At 57.7% G+C, this 21,662-nt stretch carries 19 protein-coding genes and 2 tRNA genes; 10 read left to right on the top strand and 11 right to left on the bottom strand.

Features of this window, described 5'->3' with window-relative positions; all coding sequences use genetic code 11:
• The first annotated feature begins 1 nt into the window (after position 1).
• From SULPSESMR1_RS05950 to SULPSESMR1_RS05940, 3 genes are all read left to right on the top strand, one after another.
• On the top strand, positions 2 to 1,492 hold the full coding sequence (locus SULPSESMR1_RS05950; RefSeq protein WP_089419989.1) for a tripartite tricarboxylate transporter permease: 1,491 nt from the start codon (positions 2 to 4) through the stop codon (positions 1,490 to 1,492).
• 325 nt (positions 1,493 to 1,817) lie between these two features.
• On the top strand, positions 1,818 to 2,858 hold the full coding sequence (locus SULPSESMR1_RS05945) for an IS110 family transposase (RefSeq protein ID WP_089419988.1): 1,041 nt from the start codon (positions 1,818 to 1,820) through the stop codon (positions 2,856 to 2,858).
• Positions 2,859 to 3,113: 255 nt separating this feature from the next.
• Positions 3,114 to 4,142 carry an IS110 family transposase gene (locus SULPSESMR1_RS05940; RefSeq protein WP_089419164.1) on the top strand — a complete coding sequence of 343 codons (1,029 nt, stop codon included), beginning with the start codon at positions 3,114 to 3,116 and terminating at the stop codon, positions 4,140 to 4,142.
• Between the two features lie 916 nt (positions 4,143 to 5,058).
• Here SULPSESMR1_RS05940 and SULPSESMR1_RS05935 read toward each other — a convergent pair.
• On the bottom strand, positions 5,059 to 6,078 hold the full coding sequence (locus tag SULPSESMR1_RS05935; RefSeq protein WP_089419987.1) for an IS110 family transposase: 1,020 nt from the start codon (positions 6,076 to 6,078) through the stop codon (positions 5,059 to 5,061).
• 216 nt (positions 6,079 to 6,294) lie between these two features.
• Complete coding sequence (locus tag SULPSESMR1_RS05930; RefSeq protein WP_089419986.1) at positions 6,295 to 7,680, bottom strand: IS1182 family transposase; 1,386 nt, start codon at positions 7,678 to 7,680, stop codon at positions 6,295 to 6,297.
• Between the two features lie 27 nt (positions 7,681 to 7,707).
• On the opposite strand from SULPSESMR1_RS05930, the gene SULPSESMR1_RS24925 reads away from it, so the two are divergent.
• Positions 7,708 to 8,001, top strand: coding sequence for a hypothetical protein (locus SULPSESMR1_RS24925; RefSeq protein WP_157728973.1), 294 nt, complete (start codon positions 7,708 to 7,710; stop codon positions 7,999 to 8,001).
• Positions 8,002 to 8,131: 130 nt separating this feature from the next.
• On the opposite strand, the gene SULPSESMR1_RS05925 is transcribed toward SULPSESMR1_RS24925, so the two are convergent.
• Positions 8,132 to 8,854 (bottom strand): glycosyltransferase, encoded by a 723-nt coding sequence (locus SULPSESMR1_RS05925; RefSeq protein WP_240311251.1) that lies wholly within the window; start codon positions 8,852 to 8,854, stop codon positions 8,132 to 8,134.
• Between the two features lie 247 nt (positions 8,855 to 9,101).
• On the opposite strand from SULPSESMR1_RS05925, the gene SULPSESMR1_RS05920 reads away from it, so the two are divergent.
• Positions 9,102 to 10,445, top strand: coding sequence for a sulfatase family protein (locus SULPSESMR1_RS05920; RefSeq protein ID WP_217621148.1), 1,344 nt, complete (start codon positions 9,102 to 9,104; stop codon positions 10,443 to 10,445).
• 240 nt (positions 10,446 to 10,685) lie between these two features.
• On the opposite strand, the gene SULPSESMR1_RS25340 is transcribed toward SULPSESMR1_RS05920, so the two are convergent.
• Positions 10,686 to 10,895 (bottom strand): hypothetical protein, encoded by a 210-nt coding sequence (locus SULPSESMR1_RS25340; RefSeq protein WP_157728971.1) that lies wholly within the window; start codon positions 10,893 to 10,895, stop codon positions 10,686 to 10,688.
• A gap of 46 nt (positions 10,896 to 10,941) precedes the next feature.
• On the opposite strand from SULPSESMR1_RS25340, the gene SULPSESMR1_RS05910 reads away from it, so the two are divergent.
• From SULPSESMR1_RS05910 to SULPSESMR1_RS05895, 4 genes are all read left to right on the top strand, one after another.
• Positions 10,942 to 11,718: a chromosome partitioning protein ParB gene (locus SULPSESMR1_RS05910; RefSeq protein WP_217621147.1), complete on the top strand. Its 777-nt coding sequence runs from the start codon at positions 10,942 to 10,944 to the stop codon at positions 11,716 to 11,718.
• Positions 11,719 to 11,969: 251 nt separating this feature from the next.
• A complete protein-coding gene (locus SULPSESMR1_RS05905; RefSeq protein ID WP_157728969.1) occupies positions 11,970 to 12,215 on the top strand; it encodes a hypothetical protein in 246 nt (81 codons plus the stop codon).
• A gap of 242 nt (positions 12,216 to 12,457) precedes the next feature.
• Positions 12,458 to 12,685: a helix-turn-helix transcriptional regulator gene (locus SULPSESMR1_RS05900; protein WP_089419980.1), complete on the top strand. Its 228-nt coding sequence runs from the start codon at positions 12,458 to 12,460 to the stop codon at positions 12,683 to 12,685.
• The gene (locus SULPSESMR1_RS05895; RefSeq protein WP_089419979.1) at positions 12,675 to 13,778 is read left to right on the top strand and encodes a tyrosine-type recombinase/integrase; all 1,104 of its coding nucleotides are present in this window, start codon (positions 12,675 to 12,677) and stop codon (positions 13,776 to 13,778) included. The genes SULPSESMR1_RS05900 and SULPSESMR1_RS05895 overlap by 11 nt, the downstream gene beginning before the upstream one ends.
• Positions 13,779 to 13,844: 66 nt before the next feature.
• Here the strand turns inward: SULPSESMR1_RS05895 and SULPSESMR1_RS05890 are convergent.
• The 4 genes from SULPSESMR1_RS05890 to proC form a co-directional block, all read right to left on the bottom strand.
• Positions 13,845 to 13,920: transfer RNA gene (locus SULPSESMR1_RS05890), tRNA-Val, on the bottom strand.
• Positions 13,921 to 13,964: 44 nt separating this feature from the next.
• Complete coding sequence (locus tag SULPSESMR1_RS05885; RefSeq protein WP_089419978.1) at positions 13,965 to 14,537, bottom strand: histidine phosphatase family protein; 573 nt, start codon at positions 14,535 to 14,537, stop codon at positions 13,965 to 13,967.
• Positions 14,538 to 14,633: 96 nt separating this feature from the next.
• On the bottom strand, positions 14,634 to 15,914 hold the full coding sequence (locus SULPSESMR1_RS05880; protein ID WP_089419977.1) for a glutamate-5-semialdehyde dehydrogenase: 1,281 nt from the start codon (positions 15,912 to 15,914) through the stop codon (positions 14,634 to 14,636).
• Positions 15,915 to 15,936: 22 nt separating this feature from the next.
• The gene (gene proC, locus SULPSESMR1_RS05875) at positions 15,937 to 16,716 is read right to left on the bottom strand and encodes a pyrroline-5-carboxylate reductase (RefSeq protein ID WP_089419976.1); all 780 of its coding nucleotides are present in this window, start codon (positions 16,714 to 16,716) and stop codon (positions 15,937 to 15,939) included.
• A 273-nt stretch (positions 16,717 to 16,989) separates the two neighbouring features.
• Between proC and proB the strand changes: the two genes are divergently transcribed.
• Complete coding sequence (gene proB, locus SULPSESMR1_RS05870) at positions 16,990 to 18,150, top strand: glutamate 5-kinase (protein WP_089419975.1); 1,161 nt, start codon at positions 16,990 to 16,992, stop codon at positions 18,148 to 18,150.
• Positions 18,151 to 18,279: 129 nt separating this feature from the next.
• Here proB and SULPSESMR1_RS05865 read toward each other — a convergent pair.
• The 3 genes from SULPSESMR1_RS05865 to lon all read right to left on the bottom strand — a co-directional run bounded on the left by SULPSESMR1_RS05865 (position 18,280) and on the right by lon (position 21,528).
• A tRNA-Val gene (locus SULPSESMR1_RS05865) sits at positions 18,280 to 18,354 on the bottom strand.
• Positions 18,355 to 18,429: 75 nt separating this feature from the next.
• Complete coding sequence (locus SULPSESMR1_RS05860; protein ID WP_089419974.1) at positions 18,430 to 18,882, bottom strand: HU family DNA-binding protein; 453 nt, start codon at positions 18,880 to 18,882, stop codon at positions 18,430 to 18,432.
• Positions 18,883 to 19,122: 240 nt separating this feature from the next.
• The gene (gene lon, locus SULPSESMR1_RS05855) at positions 19,123 to 21,528 is read right to left on the bottom strand and encodes an endopeptidase La (RefSeq protein WP_089419973.1); all 2,406 of its coding nucleotides are present in this window, start codon (positions 21,526 to 21,528) and stop codon (positions 19,123 to 19,125) included.
• Between the last annotated feature and the right edge of the window lie 134 nt (positions 21,529 to 21,662).

Below are 21,662 nucleotides of genomic sequence, written 5' to 3'. Positions count from 1 at the left end.
CATGGAGTTCTACACCAACGCACTTTCCCACGTCCTGACAGTCGGCCCGCTCACGGCAATGATCGGCGCCACGCTGTTGGGTGTGTTCATTGGCGCGTTACCCGGCTTGAATCCAGTCATGGCCATCGCGCTGCTGCTGCCGTTGACTTATTCAATGGATCCCCTTGTTGCCTTGGCCATGGTCGCGGGGATCTATAACGGGTCTATGTACGGTGGCGCCATCCCAGCAATTCTACTGCGCATTCCCGGAACGCCCGCATCTATCGCCACGACCTTCGATGGCTTCCCCATGGCGGATCGTGGCGAGGCGTCAAAAGCGTTGAAGATCGCATGCTGGTCCTCTGCCATCGGCGGCATCGCAAGCGCCATCGCCCTGATGACCATGGGCCCGATGCTAGCGCGGACAACGCTGTTCTTCGGACCGGCCGAATATTTCTGGATAGCTATTTTTGGCATGGCGTCGGTGGCCGTTATGGTAGGCTCTGATCCAGTCAAAGGTATTATGGCCGCGGTGCTGGGGTTGTTAATCGGTACGATGGGTATAGACAATCTGTCGGGTCAGGCGCGGTTCACCTTCGGGCAGACATGGCTTTTGGGCGGTCTTGATCTGATCGTCGTTCTGGTTGGTCTCTACGCATTGCCGCCCGTGCTGCAACTGGCCGAAAAATGTGATCTCAAGGGGCTCTCGGCGGCGCAATTGAAATTGGCGGGCGCGCCGTTCGAGAAGGGCGAGATTCGTGGATTGATCCCGACCTGGCTGCGCGCGTCGGGCATCGGCATCGGCGTTGGCATCCTGCCCGGTGCGGGCGGAAATATCGCGGCTTTCCTCAGCTATAACGCGGCCAAAAACGCCTCGGACGACCCCTCGAGCTTTGGCAAGGGCAACCCCCAAGGCGTTGCCGCCGCCGAATGCGGCAACAATGCCGACAATGCAGCGTCGATGATCCCTGCGTTGGCTTTGGGTATCCCCGGCAACGTTGTTGCGGCGTTGGTACTGAGCGCACTGACCATCCACGGCCTGCAACCGGGCCCGCAACTGTTCCATCAGAACCCGACCCTTGTTGGTGGCTTTATGATGGAAATGCTGATCACCTCAGTCCTGATCTTCGCCCTTGGTGGTGCTCTGGCGACCCGCGTTTTTGCGCAGTTCCAGCGCCTGCCGGGTGTTCTTTTGGTGCCAACAATCCTGATCCTCATGTGCGTCGGGGTTTATGTCATCAATGGGCGGCCTGTCGATTTATGGGTGATGCTTGCCACTGGCTTTGCGGGGTATCTTCTTGAAAAGGTGAATTTTCCGCTGGCCCCTGTTATTCTGGGGATGATCTTGGGACCGATGGCCGAGCAAAGCGTGCGTCGTGCCCTGCTTATTAGTCGCGGTGACCCGACCGAGCTAGTGACGCGCCCTATCTCAGCTGTTCTGGCGATTGTGACGGTTCTTGTGATCGTCTGGCCGCTAGTCAAAATGATCCGTCGGCGTCGTCGGGTGAATTGAATGGTGCTGCTTAAGGCGTAACCGTGCCGGTGGTCGGCTTACGCCCCTTCATGCAGGCAGTCCCTTCATTGTCCCAAAGGGCTTTCCCCTTGGGCTTTTTTCTCCAATTTCGCGCTCGTGAAAAGAAAGGTTCCCCCGCCGGTCCTATGTTGGACTGCTGAGTTTTTGGGATACCCCCCGGGGGGAGGTCATCCCAGACCCCGCATAAGAGACGTCGCTAATGACGTCTTTAACGACATGGTGTGATTGCGGCGGTCGCCCTCCAGTGGCGAACGAGGTCCGGTATACTGGCCTCATGGGAAAACAAGCCGTGAGGAGAACGACTATGAAAAATTATGCCGGACTTGACGTGTCTCTTAAAGAAATTTCGATCTGTATTGTTGACCAAGATGGGAAGGTGGTGGCCCATGGCACCACGCCAGCCGATCCGGAAGGTGTCGCAGGTTGGCTGAAGAACAGGTCACTGAAACCTGAGAGCATCGTGCATGAAAGTGGCCAGTTGTCGACCTGGCTTCAACGCGGTCTGGTTCACTTGAAGTTACCCGCCATCTGCATCGACGCACGCAAAGCGCACAAGAGCTTGTCTGCCCGGCTAAACAAGTCGGACGCCTCTGATGCCGAAGGTCTGGCACAGCTCGCACGAACGGGCTGGTTCACGCCGGTCCATGTGCGCAGCCAAGATTCGGACCGGCTGCGTGCCCTTGTAGGCGCTCGCGAACGGCTGATCCGGCTGCGCAAGGATCTGGAAGGCCACGTACGTGGGGTGTTGAAAACCTTTGGTATCCGCATGAGGGCCGTCAGCCAAGGGCAGCAACGGCAAGACTTTCGCGATCAGCTTGCTGCCGCCGGAGAAACCGATCCAGTTCTCCGCACCATCGCAGACGGGTTTATCGCTGCTCACAGCACGCTGTGCAAAGCCACAGCTGATCTTGATCGTGCGTTGAAGGCGATGTCCAAGAGCCATCCGGTCGCACGTCGGCTGATGACGATCCCGGGCGTTGGCCCGATCGTCTCTCTCAGTTTTGTAGCGTTTGTCGATGACCCTTGCAGGTTCGGAAGGACTTCGGATGTGGGGGCCTTCTTGGGTCTTACACCAAGACGGCACCAGTCTGGCGAAATGGATTGGTCAGGCCGGGTCTCGAAGTGCGGTGATACTGCAATGCGGAGCCTGCTGTTCGAGGCGGCGACCAGTGTTATTCGGCAGGTCAAGCGCTTCTCGACGTTGAAATCATGGGCGGTTCGACTGGCGGCACGGCGAGGGTTTCGAAAGGCCGCAGTTGCCACCGCGCGCAAGATCGCTGTGTTGATGTTGACGTTGTGGAAGTCGGAGACCGACTTCAAATGGACAAAGGAGGCCGCAGCCTGACCTGAATTCCCGCAGCACGCATGGGCGGGAAGCGAAGTCCCGACGGGACGGAGGCAGATTGATCTCGTAAGATACGTTGGGGCGGAGTAACCCTCCTCACCCCGCTAACGACATTGGAGACGATCCGCCACCGAACGCCATAATGAGGCGTAGAACCTACGACCTCGGAGAGATGGGATGGTTGCCGCCCTCCCGAAACGGCATCGCAATGTGCCATATTGATTTTGTTGATGATCAATAAGAGAGGACGGCAAAATGAAGGATACAATGATTGGCGTTGACCTGTCGAAGTCAGTTTTTCAGCTGCACGGCACATCAATGACGGGTGAACTGAAGTTCCGAAAGAAACTGTCGCGACAGGGATTTGTGCGGTTCATGGAATCGCATGATCCAGCGGTGGTCGTTATGGAAGCCTGCGGCGGTGCCAACTTCTGGGCAAGGGAATTGGCCGGGCTGGGCCATGATGTCAAACTCGTAGCACCTCAGTACGTTCGACCGTTTGTTAAGCGGCAGAAAAACGACGCGGCGGACGCGGAAGCGATTGTCATTGCCGCGCAACGTCCGGAAATGCGCTTCGTCGAGCCGAAGACGGAAGAACAGCAGGCAAGAGCAGTTGTCTTCCGTGCACGCGAGCGACTGCTCTACCAAAGGACCGAACTGGTCAACGTTGTTCGCTCCATTCTCTATGAGCATGGCCTCACGTTCCCGACAGGCTTCGAGCAAATCGGACGCATTGAGGCAACGCTTCGTGATCCCGCCACCGTGTTGTCCGATATTGTCCGCACAGAGTGTCTAGATTTGATCGAGCAGATCGCAGAAAAGACAACGCGTATCAATACGAAGACGCAGATGGCCAGGGAACTCGCAAAAGATGCGGAAACGGCGAGACGGCTCCAGACGATGCCCGGTCTCGGACCGATCACGGCATTGGCCATCGAAACCTTCGCGCCGCCAATGGAGACTTTCAAATGCGGCCGCAGCTTCGCAGCCTGGCTTGGTATCGTCCCTCGGCAGCATTCCTCCGGCGGCAAAGCCAGGCTGGGACGTATCTCCAAGGCAGGACAGGCAGACATCCGAAGACTGTTGATCACCGGCGCGATGACGCGATTGAACTGGCTCGGCCGGAAAAGAATCCAGCCCGGTTCATGGTTGGCAAAGATGCTGGACAGAAAACCGAGGCTCCTTGTCGCGATCGCCCTGGCAAACAAGATGGCACGCGCGATCTGGGCGATGCTCACCAAAAAGGAAGACTACCGGGACCCCGCACAAGTTGCGATCGCCTGACAGCACAGCATAACGAAACCCAAAGGGCGGAAAGGAATAGTCCAAGAAGTCGATCCCTCGAATGGGCAAAATGATCGAACAGATCTGGATCGGGAAAACCAGAGTGGTTCTGTGAGCGCTTCAGCTCTGCGGAGAGATTTGGACCCGACCCGCTGATCACCATACCGGCCAGCGGCTTCTTTAGCGCCGCACACCAAGGCCTTATAGAAGACCGCACTCGATCACTCGCCAATAAAGGGAAAGAGTTCTTGCACTACGGGCGGCAACCATAGAAGAACCATGACCCCGGACGGACGCCGCGATCACCCGCTTGACAAAGCCGCAAACAGAGAACGTCTCTTAGATCATCGCCCCAGCCTCAGGCAGGCGGTGCCAATGGCGCGGTTACGATGAAGCCGAATTTGCAGATTTTATCAGGAACTCTGGCACCACGATCTCCGATCTCAGGTGATTGGATAACAGTTCGTAGCCTTGACGCGCGCGAACCGCAAATGGTCAGATATGTCGCGTGGTAACTAAGGGCACTCTACCGTCGTTCGCCGCAGTCTACACGAAGGTCCGCTGTCGGGAAACGGGCCAAACTTTGCAAATTCCGCTTTCTGCGCATCGCTGACCTTGGTGCCTGGGTGCAGCAAGGGGGGCGTTGAACCTGAGCCGTGAATGACCTGTGTGGATAGCTGCTGCAAAGCAAGACATATTTGAAGCTGATTTGCACTGGTCAGAAGCAGACGTGTGTCCGGCCTGTTTGCGCGGCGCACGCGGCCGCTGGCCCTGATGGTTTCCGCAAACCAAGTCCCAAACCGCTTTTCGGACAATAGGGTGTCCCTGACATTCGACGGGGTGTCTTGGCTGACGGGCTGACTGTGCTCCATCATTTCAATGGTCTTGCTGTCTCATGTGTTCTGTTCACCTCTGTTTAGGCAGTGTGCGCTCTGTAGTATTCGTTCTTGGTCAAGACAGCCCAAATGATCCGCGCTGTCTTGTTCGCCATTGCCACGGTGGCAAGGCGGACTGGTTTGCGTTCAAGCAGAGCTCGCGCCCACGGGTCCACGCGTTCCGGGTGTGTCTTCATCTGCCTCAGTCGCGAGGTCATTCCCGTGACGAGCAAACGCCTGATATATTGGTCCCCCATCTTTGAGATGCGTCCAAGCCTTTCCTTGCCGCCACTTGACCGGTTGAGCGGTGTCAGGCCCAGCCAGGCGGCAAATTCGCGACCGTTCCTGAACTGGCTGGCGTCTCCGGCTGTTGCGACGATCGCCGACGCCGTCACTGGCCCGACGCCGGGGATTGTGCGTAGCAACATCACATGGGGGTCCTGCCTCGCCTGGAGGCGCATTCGCATTTCGTACCAACGGACGCGAGGGTGCAGGGCAACAAGCTGATTGCTGAGGTTGCCGAGCACATCAATAGCAACTTCTGGAATGCCTGGCTTGTCGCCATCAAGCACACCCTTCGCGAACTTGACTGCGCTGCCGATCCCCTGCGCAATCACGATGCCGAACTCAGCCAATAGGCCGCGCAGCATATTGCTCAGCTGGGTTCTTTGCCGAACGATCAGATCGCGGGCACGGTGAAGAAACAGGACGCCTTGCTGTTCTTCCGATTTGATCGCGACAAACCGCATCGTCGGACGCGTCACCGCCTCGCAGATGGCAGCAGCGTCGACCGCATCGGATTTCCCCCGCTTCACATAGGGCTTCACATACATCGCTGGGATCAGACGCACATCGTGCCCTAACTTGCTCAGCTCTCGCGCCCAATAATGGCTGGAACCACAAGCCTCCATGCCAACCAGACAAGGCGGCAGTTTTTCAAAGAATGCGAGCAATTGCGCGCGTCGCAAAGCTTGGTTGAAAGCGACTTCGCCATTCTCACTCACGCCGTGGACCTGAAAGATATTCTTGGCCAAATCGAGGCCGACAGTTGTAACCTGCATTGGGTAGCTCCTCTCATAAGCAGTCAATAACAACTGCAGTATGGCGCATTGCGACGCCGGTTGGAGCAGGAGCTATCCACACCATCCGCTTTGTCTGTATTGAGCGTAAAATTTCGCGAATGCAGCGAATGTCGGCAATCCGCCGATTCTGTGGAAAAACAACGTGTTGCAACTGCAGAAAGAAGCGTACTGAACAGGGCGCGAGCGCCTTTCTGGTCAGGCTTTGCGCGTTTGCTGCGGTGCAGGAAAGATCTTGGCTAGTTTGCGGAGATTTTGGGCGGTGGCGGCGAGGAGGAATTCGTCATTTGCGCCGCATGGGCCACGTAATCGCAGGCGCCTCAGTCCGAGAATACGCTTAAGGTGCGCGAAGAGCATTTCGACCTTCTTCCTGAGCTTCATTGCGATCTGGTACTCTTCGGTCTTGGCCAGATCCCTGGCGACCTGACGCGCATCTTCGTGCTCCTCGCGGGTGATCTTGCGCGCATCAGCGTTGGGGCAGCATTTTTGCTTGGACGGGCAGATCTGGCAGACTTCTTTCAAGGCGCGATAGCGTGCGGTGCCCTTGCCCGTCGGTCCCCGGTTCGGATCAGAGTAATTCCGGCGGAACTGCTTGAGCGCGTGACCCTCGGGGCAGATGTATTGATCATTCTCAGCATCCCATTCGAATTCCGTGCGTGTCCAAGTGTCGTCGGGGCGTGCGGCCTTATCGATTACCGGGATGTAGGGGGCGATGTCGCGACCTACGAGCCAGCCGAGCATCGGGCCTGAACCATAGGCGGTATCGGCGATCATCCAGTCAGGGACCAGGCCGAACTTGTCTTTCACCCGTGTTAGCATCGTTTGCGTCGATCCAACCTCAGCTTGCCGGATGGAACGTGTGGGTTCCACATCCAAGATGACACCGTGATCCGTGTCGATGAGATAATTGTCGGAATAGCTAAAGAATGCAGGGCCTTTGCGGGCTGCTGTCCATTGGCTGGCGGGGTCGGAATGTGAGGTGAACTTCGGCTGTACCTCGCTGGCCGCACCGAATGCCGCCTCATCGAGTGTGTCGAGATACTCGCGAACGGCACGAGGCGCATCCGCTGGATCGATACTTGCCGCGTCCCAATCTTCCTTCGGTGTCGAGTTCTGCTTGTTGGCGTCTGCTTCGATCAGGCTGGCGTCCACTGCCATGCGCTGCCCGCTGGCGAGGCCTTCTTCGATACAGCAGGCTACGGTCGTCTCGAACAGATGGCGTAGCAACTCACTCTCTCGAAAACGGCCATGACGGTTCTTTGAGAAGGTCGAATGGTCAGGAATACGGTCGTTCAGATCGAGCCGACAGAACCAGCGATAGGCAAGGTTCAAATGCACCTCTTCGCAGAGCCGTCGTTCGGATCGGATGCCAAAGCAATAGCCCACCAAAAGCATGCGGATCAAAAGCTCGGGATCGACCGATGGACGTCCGGTGTGACTGTAGAAATCCGCCAGATGCGAGCGGATGCTGCTCAGTTCGACGAAGCGATCAATCGACCGCAGCAGGTGATCTTGGGGTACGTGATCTTCCAACGAGAACTCATAAAACAACGCCGCCTGCGCTTCCTGTCTCGGTCCCAACATTCGACAATCCCCCGCTTAATACAGGAATTGAATCAGCAGTTCACTCGTCGATCAAGCAAGAGTTTTTCAACAAAATACGCCGTTGGTGTCGATCAACGCGAACGACCCGAAGCCGCCTTCCAGCAACAACCCCGGATGCTGTGGTGCGGCCCGTCGAAGCGCCCTTTGGTGCATGGTGCAGCATTTTTGTCCACTGAAACGTTGGTGTGCCGGACCTTTGCTGCAATTGCGCCAAGGTCTGCAACGGCGAATCGTTCAACAATTGGTGGTTTGAACCGTTCGACAAACGGTGATTTTTGGAAGACGGTGCAGCGCAGCTAAGGCCTAGCTGAATAACATGGTGGCATTGCTACGGCCGTTATTGGATGAAAAGATAACATTCCCCTACGCGCTCCAATCATTTCTGGACAAGATGTAACTCTAGATTCGAGATCGGAATCTGTCGCGCCTGTCACTTATTTTTCGGCACCTCTAGCACCTTCCATTCAGTAACAATATGTTTCAGGAAGGGAAAATACTTCATCATACTGTCCGGCGAAACAGCATCTTCCTGATAGCGCCCACGACTGTCGTTATCATCATGCAGCGACCGGATATAATACGGCGTCTGCGAATATATTACCCGCGTTGGTCGGTCTCGGGGCACGTTGTTATGCGAGATATTAAACAGATTGTAGCGCGATTTCGACGGCGCCACAATCGCCAGACCAAGGTTGATCGCAGGCTTGTTCAGCCGATGCAGCTCCAGCGTTTCATCCCGAAACAAAGCCGTCAGCCCGTTGGCAAACGAAATGCAGCCGAATTTTTCACCGCGCGACCGCAGGCTTTCAACCGATTTCGCTTCAGCCTTGAGCTTCTCATTGAAATCCATCGACACCGCGTCGTCATCATCCAGAACGACCTGCGCGCACCACTTTTCACTGCTATGATGCTCCCAGCGGTAGGACCGGAAATGCACGCGTGGAGGAGCCTCGGACGCCCCGAAAATGATATGAGCGCGGTCACCCAATATGTCTTTGCAGGCCTCGGTCAGCCGGTTTGCAAACGGTTTTGGCATATCTTCCGATGCCAGAACATTTAAAATGAAGTCTTCGTCGGTCTGATCGGCCAGAGACTGCAGCGTGACTTTCTCGAAAAAATACGCACGCCGCTCCAATCTGCCCGCGTCAAACAACGCATCCTTTTCCTTGCTCGCGGATGACCGCCAGCCGGGTGACGGATGGAAAAAAGAGTAGCGGGTCTGATATATTGTGAGCACGATGTGCTACCTCCGGTTTTCAGGCGTTCGTGAAAAGGCTATAGTGCTTTGGGATGGATCACAGTCTGTCCTGAATCAATTGCTTGAAACTGTTGCAAAAAAAACGAAAGGCGCAGTCGCGGTACACTGTTTGTGTACTTTGTGCTTCCTTTTGCAGACCTGAGTGGAAGAACCTATGCCGAAGCGAAAAAAAAATGTCGTTCTTATCAGCTTAGACGATGCGTTTTCCTTTTGGCGCTACAAAGATCTATTTGGCATCCAGTTGCAGACACCCAACTTGGACAGAATTTGCGCAAGGTCCACGGCCTTTCACGCCGCCTATTGTCAATCTCCGCTATGTGGCCCGTCACGGGCCAGCTTCATGTCTGGCAAACCGCCGCCCCAGACCGGTGTCTACGGCAACCGGACCAAAGCGTTCGAGGTGATGGAGCCCAGCAGCATGTGGCAATGCCGTCTCAAGGACGATGGATATTACTGCTCGTCCGGTGGCAAGGTCCATCATGGCTTCAAACCGCTGCCAAAAGACATCCACGACATCCTGTACTCTGATGAACCCAAACGGTTTCCCATTGATTTGAAACTGCGCAAAAGTATCGCGCAGTCCAGCAATGGGGGGAACGGCGGCGGGATATCCAACATCGACCCCGAAGACGATTCCAGATACTACGATGCGCATAGTTCGAAGTCATTTGTGGACTTTCTCGAAAGCTATGATCGCGAGGAACCATTCTACCGCGAAGTTGGGTTTTTCAGCCCCCACAGCCCGTTCATTACCCCGACACGATTCAAACAGATGTATAACATCACCGACTTTCATTACCCTGAAGCATGGAAAAACGAATTTCACCGCAGCCCCACGGCCGATAAGGTCGTTAGGAAGAACTTCAAAACCGGACATCGACGTAACTGGCGCAAAAGCGTCCGTAACTATTTTTCGGCTTTTAGTCACGGGGATTACCACCTCGGTACAGTCTGGGATGCGCTTATGGCATCCCCCCATGCTGACAATACGGTCGTTATTATATTGACCGATCACGGTCATCATTTGGGCGAAAACGGGCGCTTTGGAAAATCGACGCTTTACGAGCAATCTGCGCTTGTCCCCCTGATCATCTACGACCCTGACCACGCACAGCCCCGTACTGTCCGTGAGCCCGTCGCACTGCTTGATGTCGGACCGACTGTTCTGGAGTACGCAGGCCTCCCAATTCGACCAGACTTTCTGGGCAGATCCCTACGATCCGTCGTGTACGGTGAGACCGCAAACCCTGATCGCGCAGTCGGAACATTCAACACGCACGGAGCCTCGATCCGTAAAGGTAAATTCCGTTTTGTCCGATACAATGACGGTACTAAAGAGCTCTACAACATCGCCGATGACTGGTGGCAGCAGAAAAATCTCGGGTCCGAACATCCCGAGTTCGCAGCTTTGGAACAGGCCCATGCCGAATTATGCAGCACGCACGGATTAGGCTTTGACCAAGATGGAAACGGTACACGCCTTTAACGCTCCGCTTCATAAAGGGAATCACAGCTCGTTTCTGAGGATATTTTCTGATTAGGACCGCGCCACGAACGCTTCTTTATGGTACACTCGCAAAAGGCACCGTTTTCCGCTGCCAAAAACCCCGTTCATGTCGAGGGTCACACCACCTACGCGAGCAGCCCATACCCCCCAAACCCAAAGCGCCCGGAGCGGGATAACCGATCCGGGCGCTTGAGTGATGCTGGCACGTTGCCTTGAGCGCTAGGACCTCCTGGCCCCTTCCTTTTTCCACGGCCGCATCACCGGCATGGCCGGGGTCACCTTCCAACGGCTCAGGTTCTGGTGCGCCTGGAACGTGCTGCGCAGCTCCAGAAGCGCGCCATACCATGCCAGATAGGCACGCCGTGCCGCACCGATCTGGGCTTGTGTCGGGCTGAAGCTGATCGGGCAGATCAACACCGGTACGCTCACCTGTCGTTTGCCCCGTATCTCGATTTCGGTTCCGATACGTTCAGTCTTGGCCCGTCGGCCATGGCGGTTGCAGACCCAGTCCGTGACCACGCACTGCGTGCGCGCATCCGCCATGCAGTCCGGCACCATCCGCGCCCGCGCATATTCCGCCAGCGCCACAGCCATTCTGCGCCCGCCGCAGCTCTCGGGCAGTGTTGCGACTGCCGACGCCACCAAGCCCGAGCTGCTGCTGGACCTGCTGGCCTACCAGATCGAGGCAGAGCTGTCGCCATGGTCGGCACTGCTGGCCGTGGCCCTGACCGATCAGCCCATCATTCCCGAAAAGCATGACGCGGCCGACAGCGCGCTGAGCCTCGACAAACGGCTGACCGACACCAGCAACGCCACCGGAAAGCCCGCGCCCGCAGATATGGCCGCTGACTTCGCGGCGTTCCGTGCGAAGGGCAAGAAGCACCGCAACGAAGTTCTGGCGCGGCATCTGGCCCGCGCAGTCCAGCGCCCGCAGCATGCCACCGCCGCACTGGGTGCAGTGCTGGCTGCGGATCTGTCGATCGACATCCGCAAGACGTGGACGCCAGACGCGCCGATCTACTTCAGCCGGTGCAGCCAACCGAACCTGGTCGACCACTTTGTCGAGATGACAGGCTTCGAGCGCGACGACGATCGCGTGCAGGCTTTCGAGGCGCAGAGCAAGGGTCACAAGGTGAAGGATCTGCACGGCCTGCTGCATGACCACTCGGTGCGCGAAGCCATGGGCCTGAGCCGCGCCGACAACGCGCGGATCGATGCGTGGCTGCCGCCAGAGATCCGGGGGGATATGTGATGCGCCAACACAACGCCACGAATTGCCCTTGCGGACGCCCTGACTGTTTCGGCTGCGGCGCGATGTCCGAGCTGGAATGCCGGTGCGGGGCCAGGGACTGTGAGCTGTGCCGTGCCCGCAGTGTTCCCTGGTGGACCGACGCAGAGAGGCCAAGGCGCAAACACATCGACTGGTGGTCCGTGAGCGCAGTGTTTTTATCCGGCGCCGCGACGGGGTCGGCACTTCATCAGCTGTTCTTCGGAGGTTGAAACATGACCATGCTCACCAGCGGCCTGCACGGGATCAGAACCGGGGACCGCGTACAGAAGCCAAGGGTGCGGTTCAGGATAGCCGGCACCAACAAATACCTGCACCTGTCCGGCACGGGCGTGACCAATGGCACCCGCTACGCCTGGAGCGGGACAAAGGCCCAGGCACGCGTGTTGCGAGACCGGGCATCCGGCCAAGGCGAGGACTGGCCGTTCAAGGCCGTCAAGCGGATCGAGGTGGAGGAATGAGCAGCGGAAGAGAGCTAGAGACCTACAGGGTCCGGTACGACTTCATCGGTTCCCCCAATTATGGACATCATCGCCTTCGCTGGATTGCCGAGCGACGGATTAAGCCGTTTTGGTTGATCGCCATTTGGCGTCCCGTTTCGAAAGCTCCATGGCGGGATCGACCAAACGATGCATGGGATGACGCGGCGCGAGATTATGACCTGCGCCAGTCACTGCATCATGCTCGCAAGGACACTTGAGCCATGCCCGCCCCGCCCGAATACTGCAGCATAAAGACGATCGCGGAACAGCTGGACTGTTCTGTTTCGACCGTTGAAAGCTACACAAATCGCGGGCTATTGCCGCAACCGAAGAAGCGCGGCACATTGGTGCGGTGGAAATGGTCGGAGGTGCAAGAGATGATGGACGGACTAGCCGAAGTGGAACAAGAGCCGCAAGACCCCATTCTGCGCGCCATCCATGCCAGCTGACATCGCACTGGACAAATACGTCCAGCCCAAGAAAGCACGCGGGCGACTCTACTATTATTTCCGCGTTGTCAGGGCCGACAAATCCGAGTTCCGTAAAGCTCTGCCCCACCCCTTCGATGATGGTTATCGTTCCGCATACAGCCTTGCACACTTGGAATGCTTCGGCATCGCCCCGCTTAATCTAAACCCGACCGATGGCCTTGGGTTTCAGGATCTGATCCGACAGCACAAGCTGCATCCCAAGTACCTGAACCTCAGCAAAGACAGCCGCACCCTGCGCGATCTAGCATGTAATCTGCTTCAAAGCACGTTCATTGGCTTTATGCCACGCGATATCCGCCCACTGCACATGCAAGCCCTCTATGACAAGCTGTCCAGCCGCCCGGCGACAGCGAACCGGCGAATGGATGATATGTCCGCTGTGTTCGCTTGGGCGCGGCGCAGAGGATTCTGCGACATCAATCCCTGCGAGCGCATCGAGCGGGTGCAAACCAGCAGCGGCTACGAGCCTTGGCCAGCATGGGCGATCGAGAAGTTGTTCACCGAAGGCAGACCGCACATCGTTAAGGCCGCCGTCGCGGCGATCTACACCGGCCAGCGCCGCAACGATTGCCTGCGCCAGCTTCGCCCGTCGCAAATCACCGATGGCGTCTGGTATGTGAAACAAGGAAAGACCGGCAACCCGACGCCCATCCCTTTGCACCCGATGGTGATGGCGATGATCGATCTACACCAAGAGGAAATGCGCGCCGCCGGCCGAATCGATCCGAACGCGCCGATCCTGACCACGTCGCGCGGAAAGCCGTGGGCGTCGGGCTTTGGGGCATCTTGGGCAAAAGAGCTCGAGCGCCTCGAATTGCACAAGGTTGAACCGCGCCTGACCTTTCACGGCTTCCGCACGACCAACGCCACACTGATCGGCAATGCCGTGGCGAAAAGCGAAGTTATCTTTGGCGGCATCGAGCGCGTGAAATCAATGCTTGGGCACCTTTCGGACCGCATGGCAGAGCACTATGCGCGCCGTGCAGTTCAGGAGCACACGAACGCCGAAACGATCATGCTTTTACCTGATTTTGGGAAACAGATTCTCTGAATTGGGAAACAAGAACAAAACGGAACCAGCGACTCGACGTTAAGCGATTGTAATTATTATGAAAACTGGTGGGTCGTGAGAGGCTCGAACTCCCGACATCTTCGGTGTAAACGAAGCGCTCTACCAACTGAGCTAACGACCCGCCGTTCCGCTCTGTAGCGCAAATCGCGCGCGGCGTTCAAGCCCCTAAGACAGTCTTTGTTGATGTCTTTTGCTCAGATGGTAAATCACCCCCTGCCCGCCCTCCAGCGTTTCGAACATTTCCCAAGGCTGGTCCAGCAAATGACACCTCAAAATCCGGCTGGTGATGCCGTGGGTGACAACCACCGCAGGGCCAGTCAGCGCGTCCAGAAACGCGCGGGTGCGGATGGCGACCGATGCCAGCCCCTCGCCGCCCGGTGCGTGATCATACCAGCTTAGGCTGTCGTCCCGTACAAACAAATGCGGGGCCTGCGCGCGGATATCGGCAAATTCGAGGCCGGTCCACGCGCCGGTGGCAATCTCGGCCAGTCTGGCGTCGGGGGTGATCGCTGCGCCGCTTGGACTGGCCAGCTTTGCCGTGTGCCACGCCCGCCCCTGCGGCGAGGAAAACCAGCGGTATCCGTCGCACCCGAATTCTGCCAGCAACGCGCCCTGACGCCGTGCCTGCGCGCGCCCCGTGTCGGTCAGCGGGCTGTCCTGCTCACCCTGCATCCGACCGGAACGGTTCCATTCGGTTTCGCCGTGACGCAGGATCAAAAGATCGGGATAGTGGCTCATGGCCGTTTTGCTAAGGCGCGGGCCCGCTGCGCGCAAGGGCGTGTGATGGCGATTGCAGTGGCTGGCCTGACAGATACGTCAGGCCAGGCTGCGCGATCAGGGTCGTTTCTGGCCGTCGCCATGCACGAAATACTTGAAGCTGGTCAGTTGCTCGGCGCCGACGGGGCCGCGTGCGTGCATCTTGCCGGTGGCAATTCCGATCTCGGCGCCCATGCCAAACTCTCCACCGTCCGAAAACTGGGTCGAGGCGTTGTGCATCACGACAGCAGAATCCACCGCGGTCATGAACTGGCGGGCGGCGGTCATATCCTCGGCAACAATCGCGTCGGTGTGACCGGACGAATGTGCCTGCACAAAGGCGATGCCCGCGTCCAGACCATCCACGATGCGCACGGACATGATATTGCTTAGATATTCGGTGTCCCAGTCTTCGTCATTGGCGGCGATCATATCCGGCACGATCTTGCACGCCGCCGCGTCGCCGCGCAGCTCGCAATCGCTCAGCGCCTCTGCCAGCAGCGGCAGCGCCTTTTCGGCAATGGCCGCGTCAACCACCACGCTTTCGGTGGCTCCGCAAATGCCGGTGCGGCGCATCTTGGCGTTCTGGACAATGCCAACCGCCTTTTCGATGTCGGCGCTGGCGTGAATATATGTGTGGTTGTTGCCGTCCAGGTGCAGCAGCGTCGGCACCCGCGCCTCATTCTGGACCAGCGACACCAGACCACGCCCGCCGCGCGGAATCACCAGATCAACCGTTTCCGTGCTGTGCAACAGCAGCTTGACCGCCTCACGGTCGCGCGTATCCACCAGTTGCACCGCATCCTCGGGCAGACCGGCAGCGCGCAGGCCCTGCGCCATACAGGCGACAATCACCCGCGAGGATTGCAAGCTTTCCGAACCACCGCGCAGGATCACCGCATTGCCCGACTTGATGCACAGCGCACCGGCATCCGACCCGACATTGGGGCGCGATTCATAAATCATCGCAATCACGCCAATCGGCACGCTGATACGTTCGATCCTTAGCCCGTTGGGCCGGTCAAAGGACGCCAGAGTGCGCCCCAACGGGTCATCCTGTGCCGCAATCGCGTCCAGCGCATCGGCCATGCCTGCCACGCGCTCTGCGTTCAACGTCAGACGGTCGACAAAAGCGGCGTCCTTGCCGCTGTCCTTGATCGCGTCCAGATCCTGCGCATTGGCACGCAGCAGATCATCCGTATGCGCACGCAGCGCCTCGGCGGCCTTGGTCAAAGCCAGATTGCGCTGTTTGCCCGACGCCAATGCCAAGCCCAGCGAAGCCGCTTTGGCCCGATGGCCCAGTCCGGCAACGACCTCGTCGATTCCGTCTTCCGTTCGTTCAAGGGTCGTGGTGTTCATATCCGTCACTCCTTAACATTGCCTACTTCAACTCGGCGGCGCGGGCATAGGCGGCGTGCACAGTGTCGTGCAGCAGCGCGTCCAACTGCCCGTCGCGCATCAGTTGTTCCAGACCGGCCTGCGTGGTGCCGTTCTTGCTGGTCACGGATTTGCGCAAATCTTCCAGTGTCTCGTCGGACTGGCGCGCAGTCTCGACAGTGCCGGTGATGGTGTCGAACACCAGCGCCCGCGCCGTCGCCTCGTCAAAGCCGATGTCCATCGCGGCCGCCACATAGCTGCGCAGAATCTCGAACACATAGCCCGGACCGCTGCCACTAATCGCAGTCAGCCGGTCGATCCGGTCTTCGCTATCGACCGGCACACAGGTGCCCGTCTGCCCGATCCATGCGGTCACGTCGCTCTGCTGCTGTTCGGTGCAGGCGTCATTGGCATAAAGACCAGAAACACCCAGTCCCACCATCGCCGCCATGTTCGGCATCACGCGCACAATCGCGCGGTCGCCCACAATGCCCGAAATCGTGGCAACGCTACAGCCTGCGGCGATGGACACAAAACAGCCGTCGGGTTTCAGCGCAAAGACATAGTCGGGCAGCACGTCCGCGATCATCTGTGGTTTGATGGCAATCAGGATCACGTCGAATTCCGCCTCCGACAAAGATGTCGGTTTTGACACATGACGCACGCCCGCAGGCAGGTCGTGCTTTACCGGATCAGCGACCGTAAAGCTGTTCTCGGCGTCTTTGGCCCACTGGCGCAACATCGCGCCGCCCATCTTGCCACATCCGATCAAAAGTATGTTCATTTTTATCTCCGGTTGGTCCTAAACGTCCTGCACCCGAACACATGGTGCTGTGTCATTCAGATACCAGATCGTCCGGATTTTATTTTTCGTCGCCGCAGAGCAGCATCTGATTGCCGCATCGCAGCACCTGACGGCAGCCCGTTTGCATTCACGTGCAGGGTACGTGTTATACATCGGCGAATCATTGGAAGGCCCAGTGCTACAGGTCAGCGCCGCAATTGGCAAACTGGCGTGGCAAATCTGTGCAAAACCAATAAGATATCGGAGTAGTATATGACCAAGAAGAAAAAGATCGTCGTCAAAATCGGGTCCAGCCTGCTGGCAAACGAAGACAACCTGACCCTGCGCTATGCTTTCATGAACGGATTGATGAGCGATCTGGCGAAGCTGCAAAAAGACGGGCACGACATCATTCTGACATCTTCCGGGTCGGTCGCTTTGGGTTTGAATATGGTGGGAAAACGCCCCGAAGATGCGGGCATTCTGGACAAGCAGGCAGCCGCCGCATGTGGCCAGCCGCTGTTGATGAACGCCTATCGTCAGGTCGCATCCGAATATGAACTGGACGTCGCCCAGATGCTGGTGACCGTCGAAGATATGGAAGATCGCCGCCGTTTTCTGAACATCAAGAACACCATGATGAAATTGTTCGAAAACGACATCCTGCCGATCATCAACGAGAATGACTCGGTCGCCACCCGCGATCTGCGTGTGGGCGACAACGACCGTTTGTCGGCCAAAGTTGCGCAAATGATCCAGGCCGATCTGCTGATCATCCTGACCAGTGTCGAGGGTCTGTATGACCGCGACCCGTCAGACCCCGAGGCCAAGTTCATCGCCGAAGTCGAAGACGTGACCGACCACCTTGAATCCACCACCGGCATCAGCGATCTGGGCAGCGGCGGTATGCTGACCAAGATGCTGGCTGCGAACATGGCCCAGAATGCCGGCTGCGAAACCATCATTGGCGAGGGCATCATCGAACGCCCCCTATCCTCGTTGCTGGCAAACGAACGCCGCTATACCCGCTGTCTGGTCACGGGTGAAACCGCGTCGCCATTGAAAATCTGGCTGAGCAACCGCTTGCAGGTCTCGGGCACGCTGGTGGTATCGAACGCTGTCGCCGACGCGGTCATCGCAGGCGATTGCGGCATCAGCCGTGGCGATGTGATCTCGATTCAGGGCGAATTCACCAAAGGTGACGTGCTGCACGTCTATAACGAAGACGGCGTGGAAATGGCGCGCGGGCTGACCAATTTCTCGTCGGAAGAAATCATGCTGTTGGCGCGCAACCTTGATATGCCGGTTGAAAGTGTGATCGGCTACAAAACCAAAAGCGACGTGGTCGGAGCCGAGAACATTCTGGTTCTCGAAGACAACCACCTGTTGCTGGACGCGCCGGAAGACGACCAGAAACTGGTCGTTCCTGTATAAACGACAACCCAAAGCGCGCTGCGGTTCCTGCCGCTGCGCGCCCTGACCCAGACGATCCGCAATAGCGGACAGGCGTCGGTCAGGCCATCCATCCGGCACGACCTGTCAGCGCGTACTAATGAAGAGGAATGGTGGGTGATAAGGGATTTGAACCCCTGACATCTTCGATGTGAACGAAGCGCTCTACCACTGAGCTAATCACCCCTGCGGGGGCAGATACAAAAATGCGGCCCCCCTTGCAAGAGGCCGCATGAAATATCTGGTTAGTTTGCGCGGAACTTATTCCGACACACTCTCTGCGGCTTCGGCAGCAGCGGCTGCTTCGGCGTTCGCAGCGGCGATTGCTTCGGGTTTGCGCTGGCGGATTTTGGTGGTCAGCACGCGGGCTTTGACCATGTCTTTCTCGCGGCGCACTTTGACGCTGCCGAAGGGATGCAGGTTCAATTCGCGACCGTCGCGCAGGGCGTTGCCCATGACTTTCAGCATCGCTTCGACGACGGGTTTGGCGTCTTTCTTCTTGGCACCCGAGGCGGCCACGACCGCGTCGATCAATTCTTTTTTGCGCATCATCGGACCCGGCGCGATCATTTCAGCGCCGCCAGAAGCGCCGGGTGTTGCAGCGGCTGCCTTGGTGGCGTGCGCTGCTGTGGTGGCCGTTGCGGCCTTGGTTGCCGCGGCAGCGGTGTCTGCGGCGCTTTTAACGGGGATCGGTGTGGTTTTGGACGTTGCCATGTTTTTGCCTTTGGTCACGTGTGAATGTTGAAACGAGCCTACGCTTCTTTTTTCGCAATTGATACCGAACTTTCACGGGTACGCCACAACAGGCCGGATTCTCGACCTTTTCGATCACCCCGCCCAACGAAACATCGGTTTTTTGGGTCTAAAGTGGCACTTTCGACTCCACACGGTCATGATTCAAAAAAACGCCCCGCAGTCTCCTGCGGGGCGTCCTGATTTCGAACAGGGACCGAATCAGTGCGCGGTGGCACCTGTCGCTGCCGCTTTGGAGGCGGCTGCGGCGGCTGCGGTCTCTTCCGCGACTTCGTCCCATTCAATTGCCTCGGGCTCACGTACCAGCGCATGTTTCAGAACCTCTGACACGTGGCTGACGGGAATGATTGTCATCCCTTCCTTCACATTGTCAGGGATTTCTGCCATGTCCTTTTCGTTTTCCTGCGGGATCAGCACCGTCTTGATACCGCCACGCAGGGCAGCCAGCAGTTTTTCCTTCAACCCACCGATGGGCATGGCGTTGCCGCGCAGGCTGACCTCGCCCGTCATCGCAATGTCCTTGCGCACCGGGATTTGCGTCAGCACCGACACGATCGACGTGACCATCGCCAGACCCGCTGAGGGGCCATCTTTGGGTGTCGCCCCGTCCGGAACGTGGACGTGGATATCGATCTTGTCGAACTGGGTCGGCTTCACCCCGATTTTCGGGCTGATCGACCGCACATAGCTGGAGGCCGCGTCGATGCTTTCCTTCATCACATCGCCCAGCTTGCCGGTTGTCTTCATCCGGCCCTTGCCCGGCAGGCGCAGTGCTTCGATCTGCAACAGCTCGCCGCCAACCGAAGTATAGGCCAGCCCGGTGACAACACCGATCTGGTCCTCAAGCTCGGCCAGACCATAGCGGTGTTTGCGCACGCCCAAGAACTCGTCAAGATTGTCCGATGTCACCGAAATGCTCTCGACCTCTTTCTTGACGATCTTGGTCAGCGCCTTGCGCGCCACTTTGGCAATCTCGCGTTCCAGATTCCGCACGCCCGCCTCACGGGTGTAAAAGCGGATGATGTCGGTCAGCCCTTCGTCGGTCAGCTCGAACTCGGACTTTTTCAGACCGTGGTTCTTGATCTGCTTGGCCAACAGGTGATGTTTGGCGATCTCGCGCTTTTCATCCTCGGTGTACCCTGCCAGCGGAATGATCTCCATGCGGTCCAGCAGCGGGCCCGGCATGTTATAGCTGTTCGACGTGGTCAGGAACATCACGTTGCTCAGGTCATATTCGACCTCGAGATAGTGATCGACAAATGTGCCGTTTTGTTCCGGATCCAGCACTTCCAGCATGGCCGATGCGGGGTCACCGCGGAAATCCTGACCCATCTTGTCGATTTCATCGAGCAAGATCAGCGGATTGGTGGTTTTCGCCTTTTTCAGCGCCTGAATGATCTTGCCCGGCATCGACCCGATATAGGTCCGGCGGTGACCACGGATTTCGCTTTCATCGCGCACACCGCCAAGGCTGATGCGGATAAATTCACGGCCCGTGGCTTTGGCCACCGATTTGCCCAAGCTGGTCTTGCCGACACCCGGAGGGCCGACAAGGCACATGATCGGGCCTTTCATCTTTTTGCTGCGCTGCTGCACGGCCAGATATTCGACGATCCGTTCCTTGACCTTGTCCAAGCCATAGTGGTCGTCATCCAGCACCTTCTGGGCGCGGCCCAGATCTTTTTTGACGCGCGACTTCACACCCCACGGGATGGACAGCATCCAGTCAAGATAGTTGCGCACAACCGTTGCCTCGGCGCTCATCGGGCTCATGTTCTTGAGCTTTTTGATCTCGCTGTCGGCCTTTTCGCGGGCTTCCTTGCTCAGCTTGGTTGCAACGATCTTGGCTTCCAGTTCGGCAACTTCGTTTTTGCCGTCCTCGCCATCGCCCAACTCTTGCTGGATCGCCTTCATCTGTTCGTTCAGATAATATTCGCGCTGGGTCCGCTCCATCTGGGATTTGACGCGGGTTTTGATCTTTTTCTCGACCTGCAACACGGACATCTCGCCCTGCATCAGGCCGTAAACTTTCTCAAGCCGCTCGGAAATGCTCAGCGTTTCCAAAAGCTCCTGCTTCTGGTTCACTTCGATGCCCAAATGTCCTGCCACCAGATCGGCCAGTTTGGCAGGCTCGACAGTGTCGCCGACAGCGGTCAGCGCCTCTTCGGGGACATTCTTGCGCACTTTGGCATAGCGCTCGAATTCATCTGCAACAGTACGCAGCAGCGCCTCTGTGGTGCTGACATCGCCTGGCATCTCGGTCAGATACTCGGCGCGTGCTTCAAAGAAGCTATCGTTTTCAAGGTATTCGGTGATGCGCACCCGCGCCTGCCCTTCGACCAGCACCTTGACGGTGCCATCGGGCAGTTTCAACAGTTGCAGTACATTGGCCAGCACACCCGCCTTGTAGATACCCGATGCTTCGGGATCGTCCTCTGACGGGTCAATCTGGCTGGACAGCAGGATCTGCTTGTCATCTGCCATGACCTCTTCGAGGGCGCGCACGGATTTGTCGCGGCCAACAAAGAGCGGCACGATCATATGCGGAAATACCACAATGTCGCGCAGCGGCAGGACCGGATACGATGCGTTAAGGGGCTCTTGCATGCTCTTTTCCTTATCTAGCAAGACAACTGGTCCCTGTTTCGGCAACCTTGGTCGTCTCCTTGTTTCAGACTTGTAAACTGTGTTTGACCACTGCCTGTTTCAAGGTTTCACAATGACGGGGTGTTCGGGGCGGC

The organism is Pseudosulfitobacter pseudonitzschiae (assembly GCF_002222635.1).
Taxonomy (GTDB): domain Bacteria; phylum Pseudomonadota; class Alphaproteobacteria; order Rhodobacterales; family Rhodobacteraceae; genus Pseudosulfitobacter; species Pseudosulfitobacter pseudonitzschiae_A.
This window is presented reverse-complemented; position numbering and strand designations above follow the sequence as displayed.

Bases quoted from the DNA above. Each gene is read 5' to 3' on its own strand.
- SULPSESMR1_RS05950 (WP_089419989.1), top strand. From the start codon at position 2: ATGGAGTTCTACACCAACGCACTTTCCCACGTCCTGACAGTCGGCCCG.
- SULPSESMR1_RS05945 (WP_089419988.1), top strand. From the start codon at position 1,818: ATGAAAAATTATGCCGGACTTGACGTGTCTCTTAAAGAAATTTCGATC.
- SULPSESMR1_RS05940 (WP_089419164.1), top strand. From the start codon at position 3,114: ATGAAGGATACAATGATTGGCGTTGACCTGTCGAAGTCAGTTTTTCAG.
- SULPSESMR1_RS05935 (WP_089419987.1), bottom strand. From the start codon at position 6,078: ATGCAGGTTACAACTGTCGGCCTCGATTTGGCCAAGAATATCTTTCAG.
- SULPSESMR1_RS05930 (WP_089419986.1), bottom strand. From the start codon at position 7,680: ATGTTGGGACCGAGACAGGAAGCGCAGGCGGCGTTGTTTTATGAGTTC.
- SULPSESMR1_RS05905 (WP_157728969.1), top strand. From the start codon at position 11,970: ATGACCATGCTCACCAGCGGCCTGCACGGGATCAGAACCGGGGACCGC.
- SULPSESMR1_RS05900 (WP_089419980.1), top strand. From the start codon at position 12,458: ATGCCCGCCCCGCCCGAATACTGCAGCATAAAGACGATCGCGGAACAG.
- SULPSESMR1_RS05895 (WP_089419979.1), top strand. From the start codon at position 12,675: ATGCCAGCTGACATCGCACTGGACAAATACGTCCAGCCCAAGAAAGCA.
- SULPSESMR1_RS05885 (WP_089419978.1), bottom strand. From the start codon at position 14,537: ATGAGCCACTATCCCGATCTTTTGATCCTGCGTCACGGCGAAACCGAA.
- SULPSESMR1_RS05880 (WP_089419977.1), bottom strand. From the start codon at position 15,914: ATGAACACCACGACCCTTGAACGAACGGAAGACGGAATCGACGAGGTC.
- proC (WP_089419976.1), bottom strand. From the start codon at position 16,716: ATGAACATACTTTTGATCGGATGTGGCAAGATGGGCGGCGCGATGTTG.
- proB (WP_089419975.1), top strand. From the start codon at position 16,990: ATGACCAAGAAGAAAAAGATCGTCGTCAAAATCGGGTCCAGCCTGCTG.
- SULPSESMR1_RS05860 (WP_089419974.1), bottom strand. From the start codon at position 18,882: ATGGCAACGTCCAAAACCACACCGATCCCCGTTAAAAGCGCCGCAGAC.
- lon (WP_089419973.1), bottom strand. From the start codon at position 21,528: ATGCAAGAGCCCCTTAACGCATCGTATCCGGTCCTGCCGCTGCGCGAC.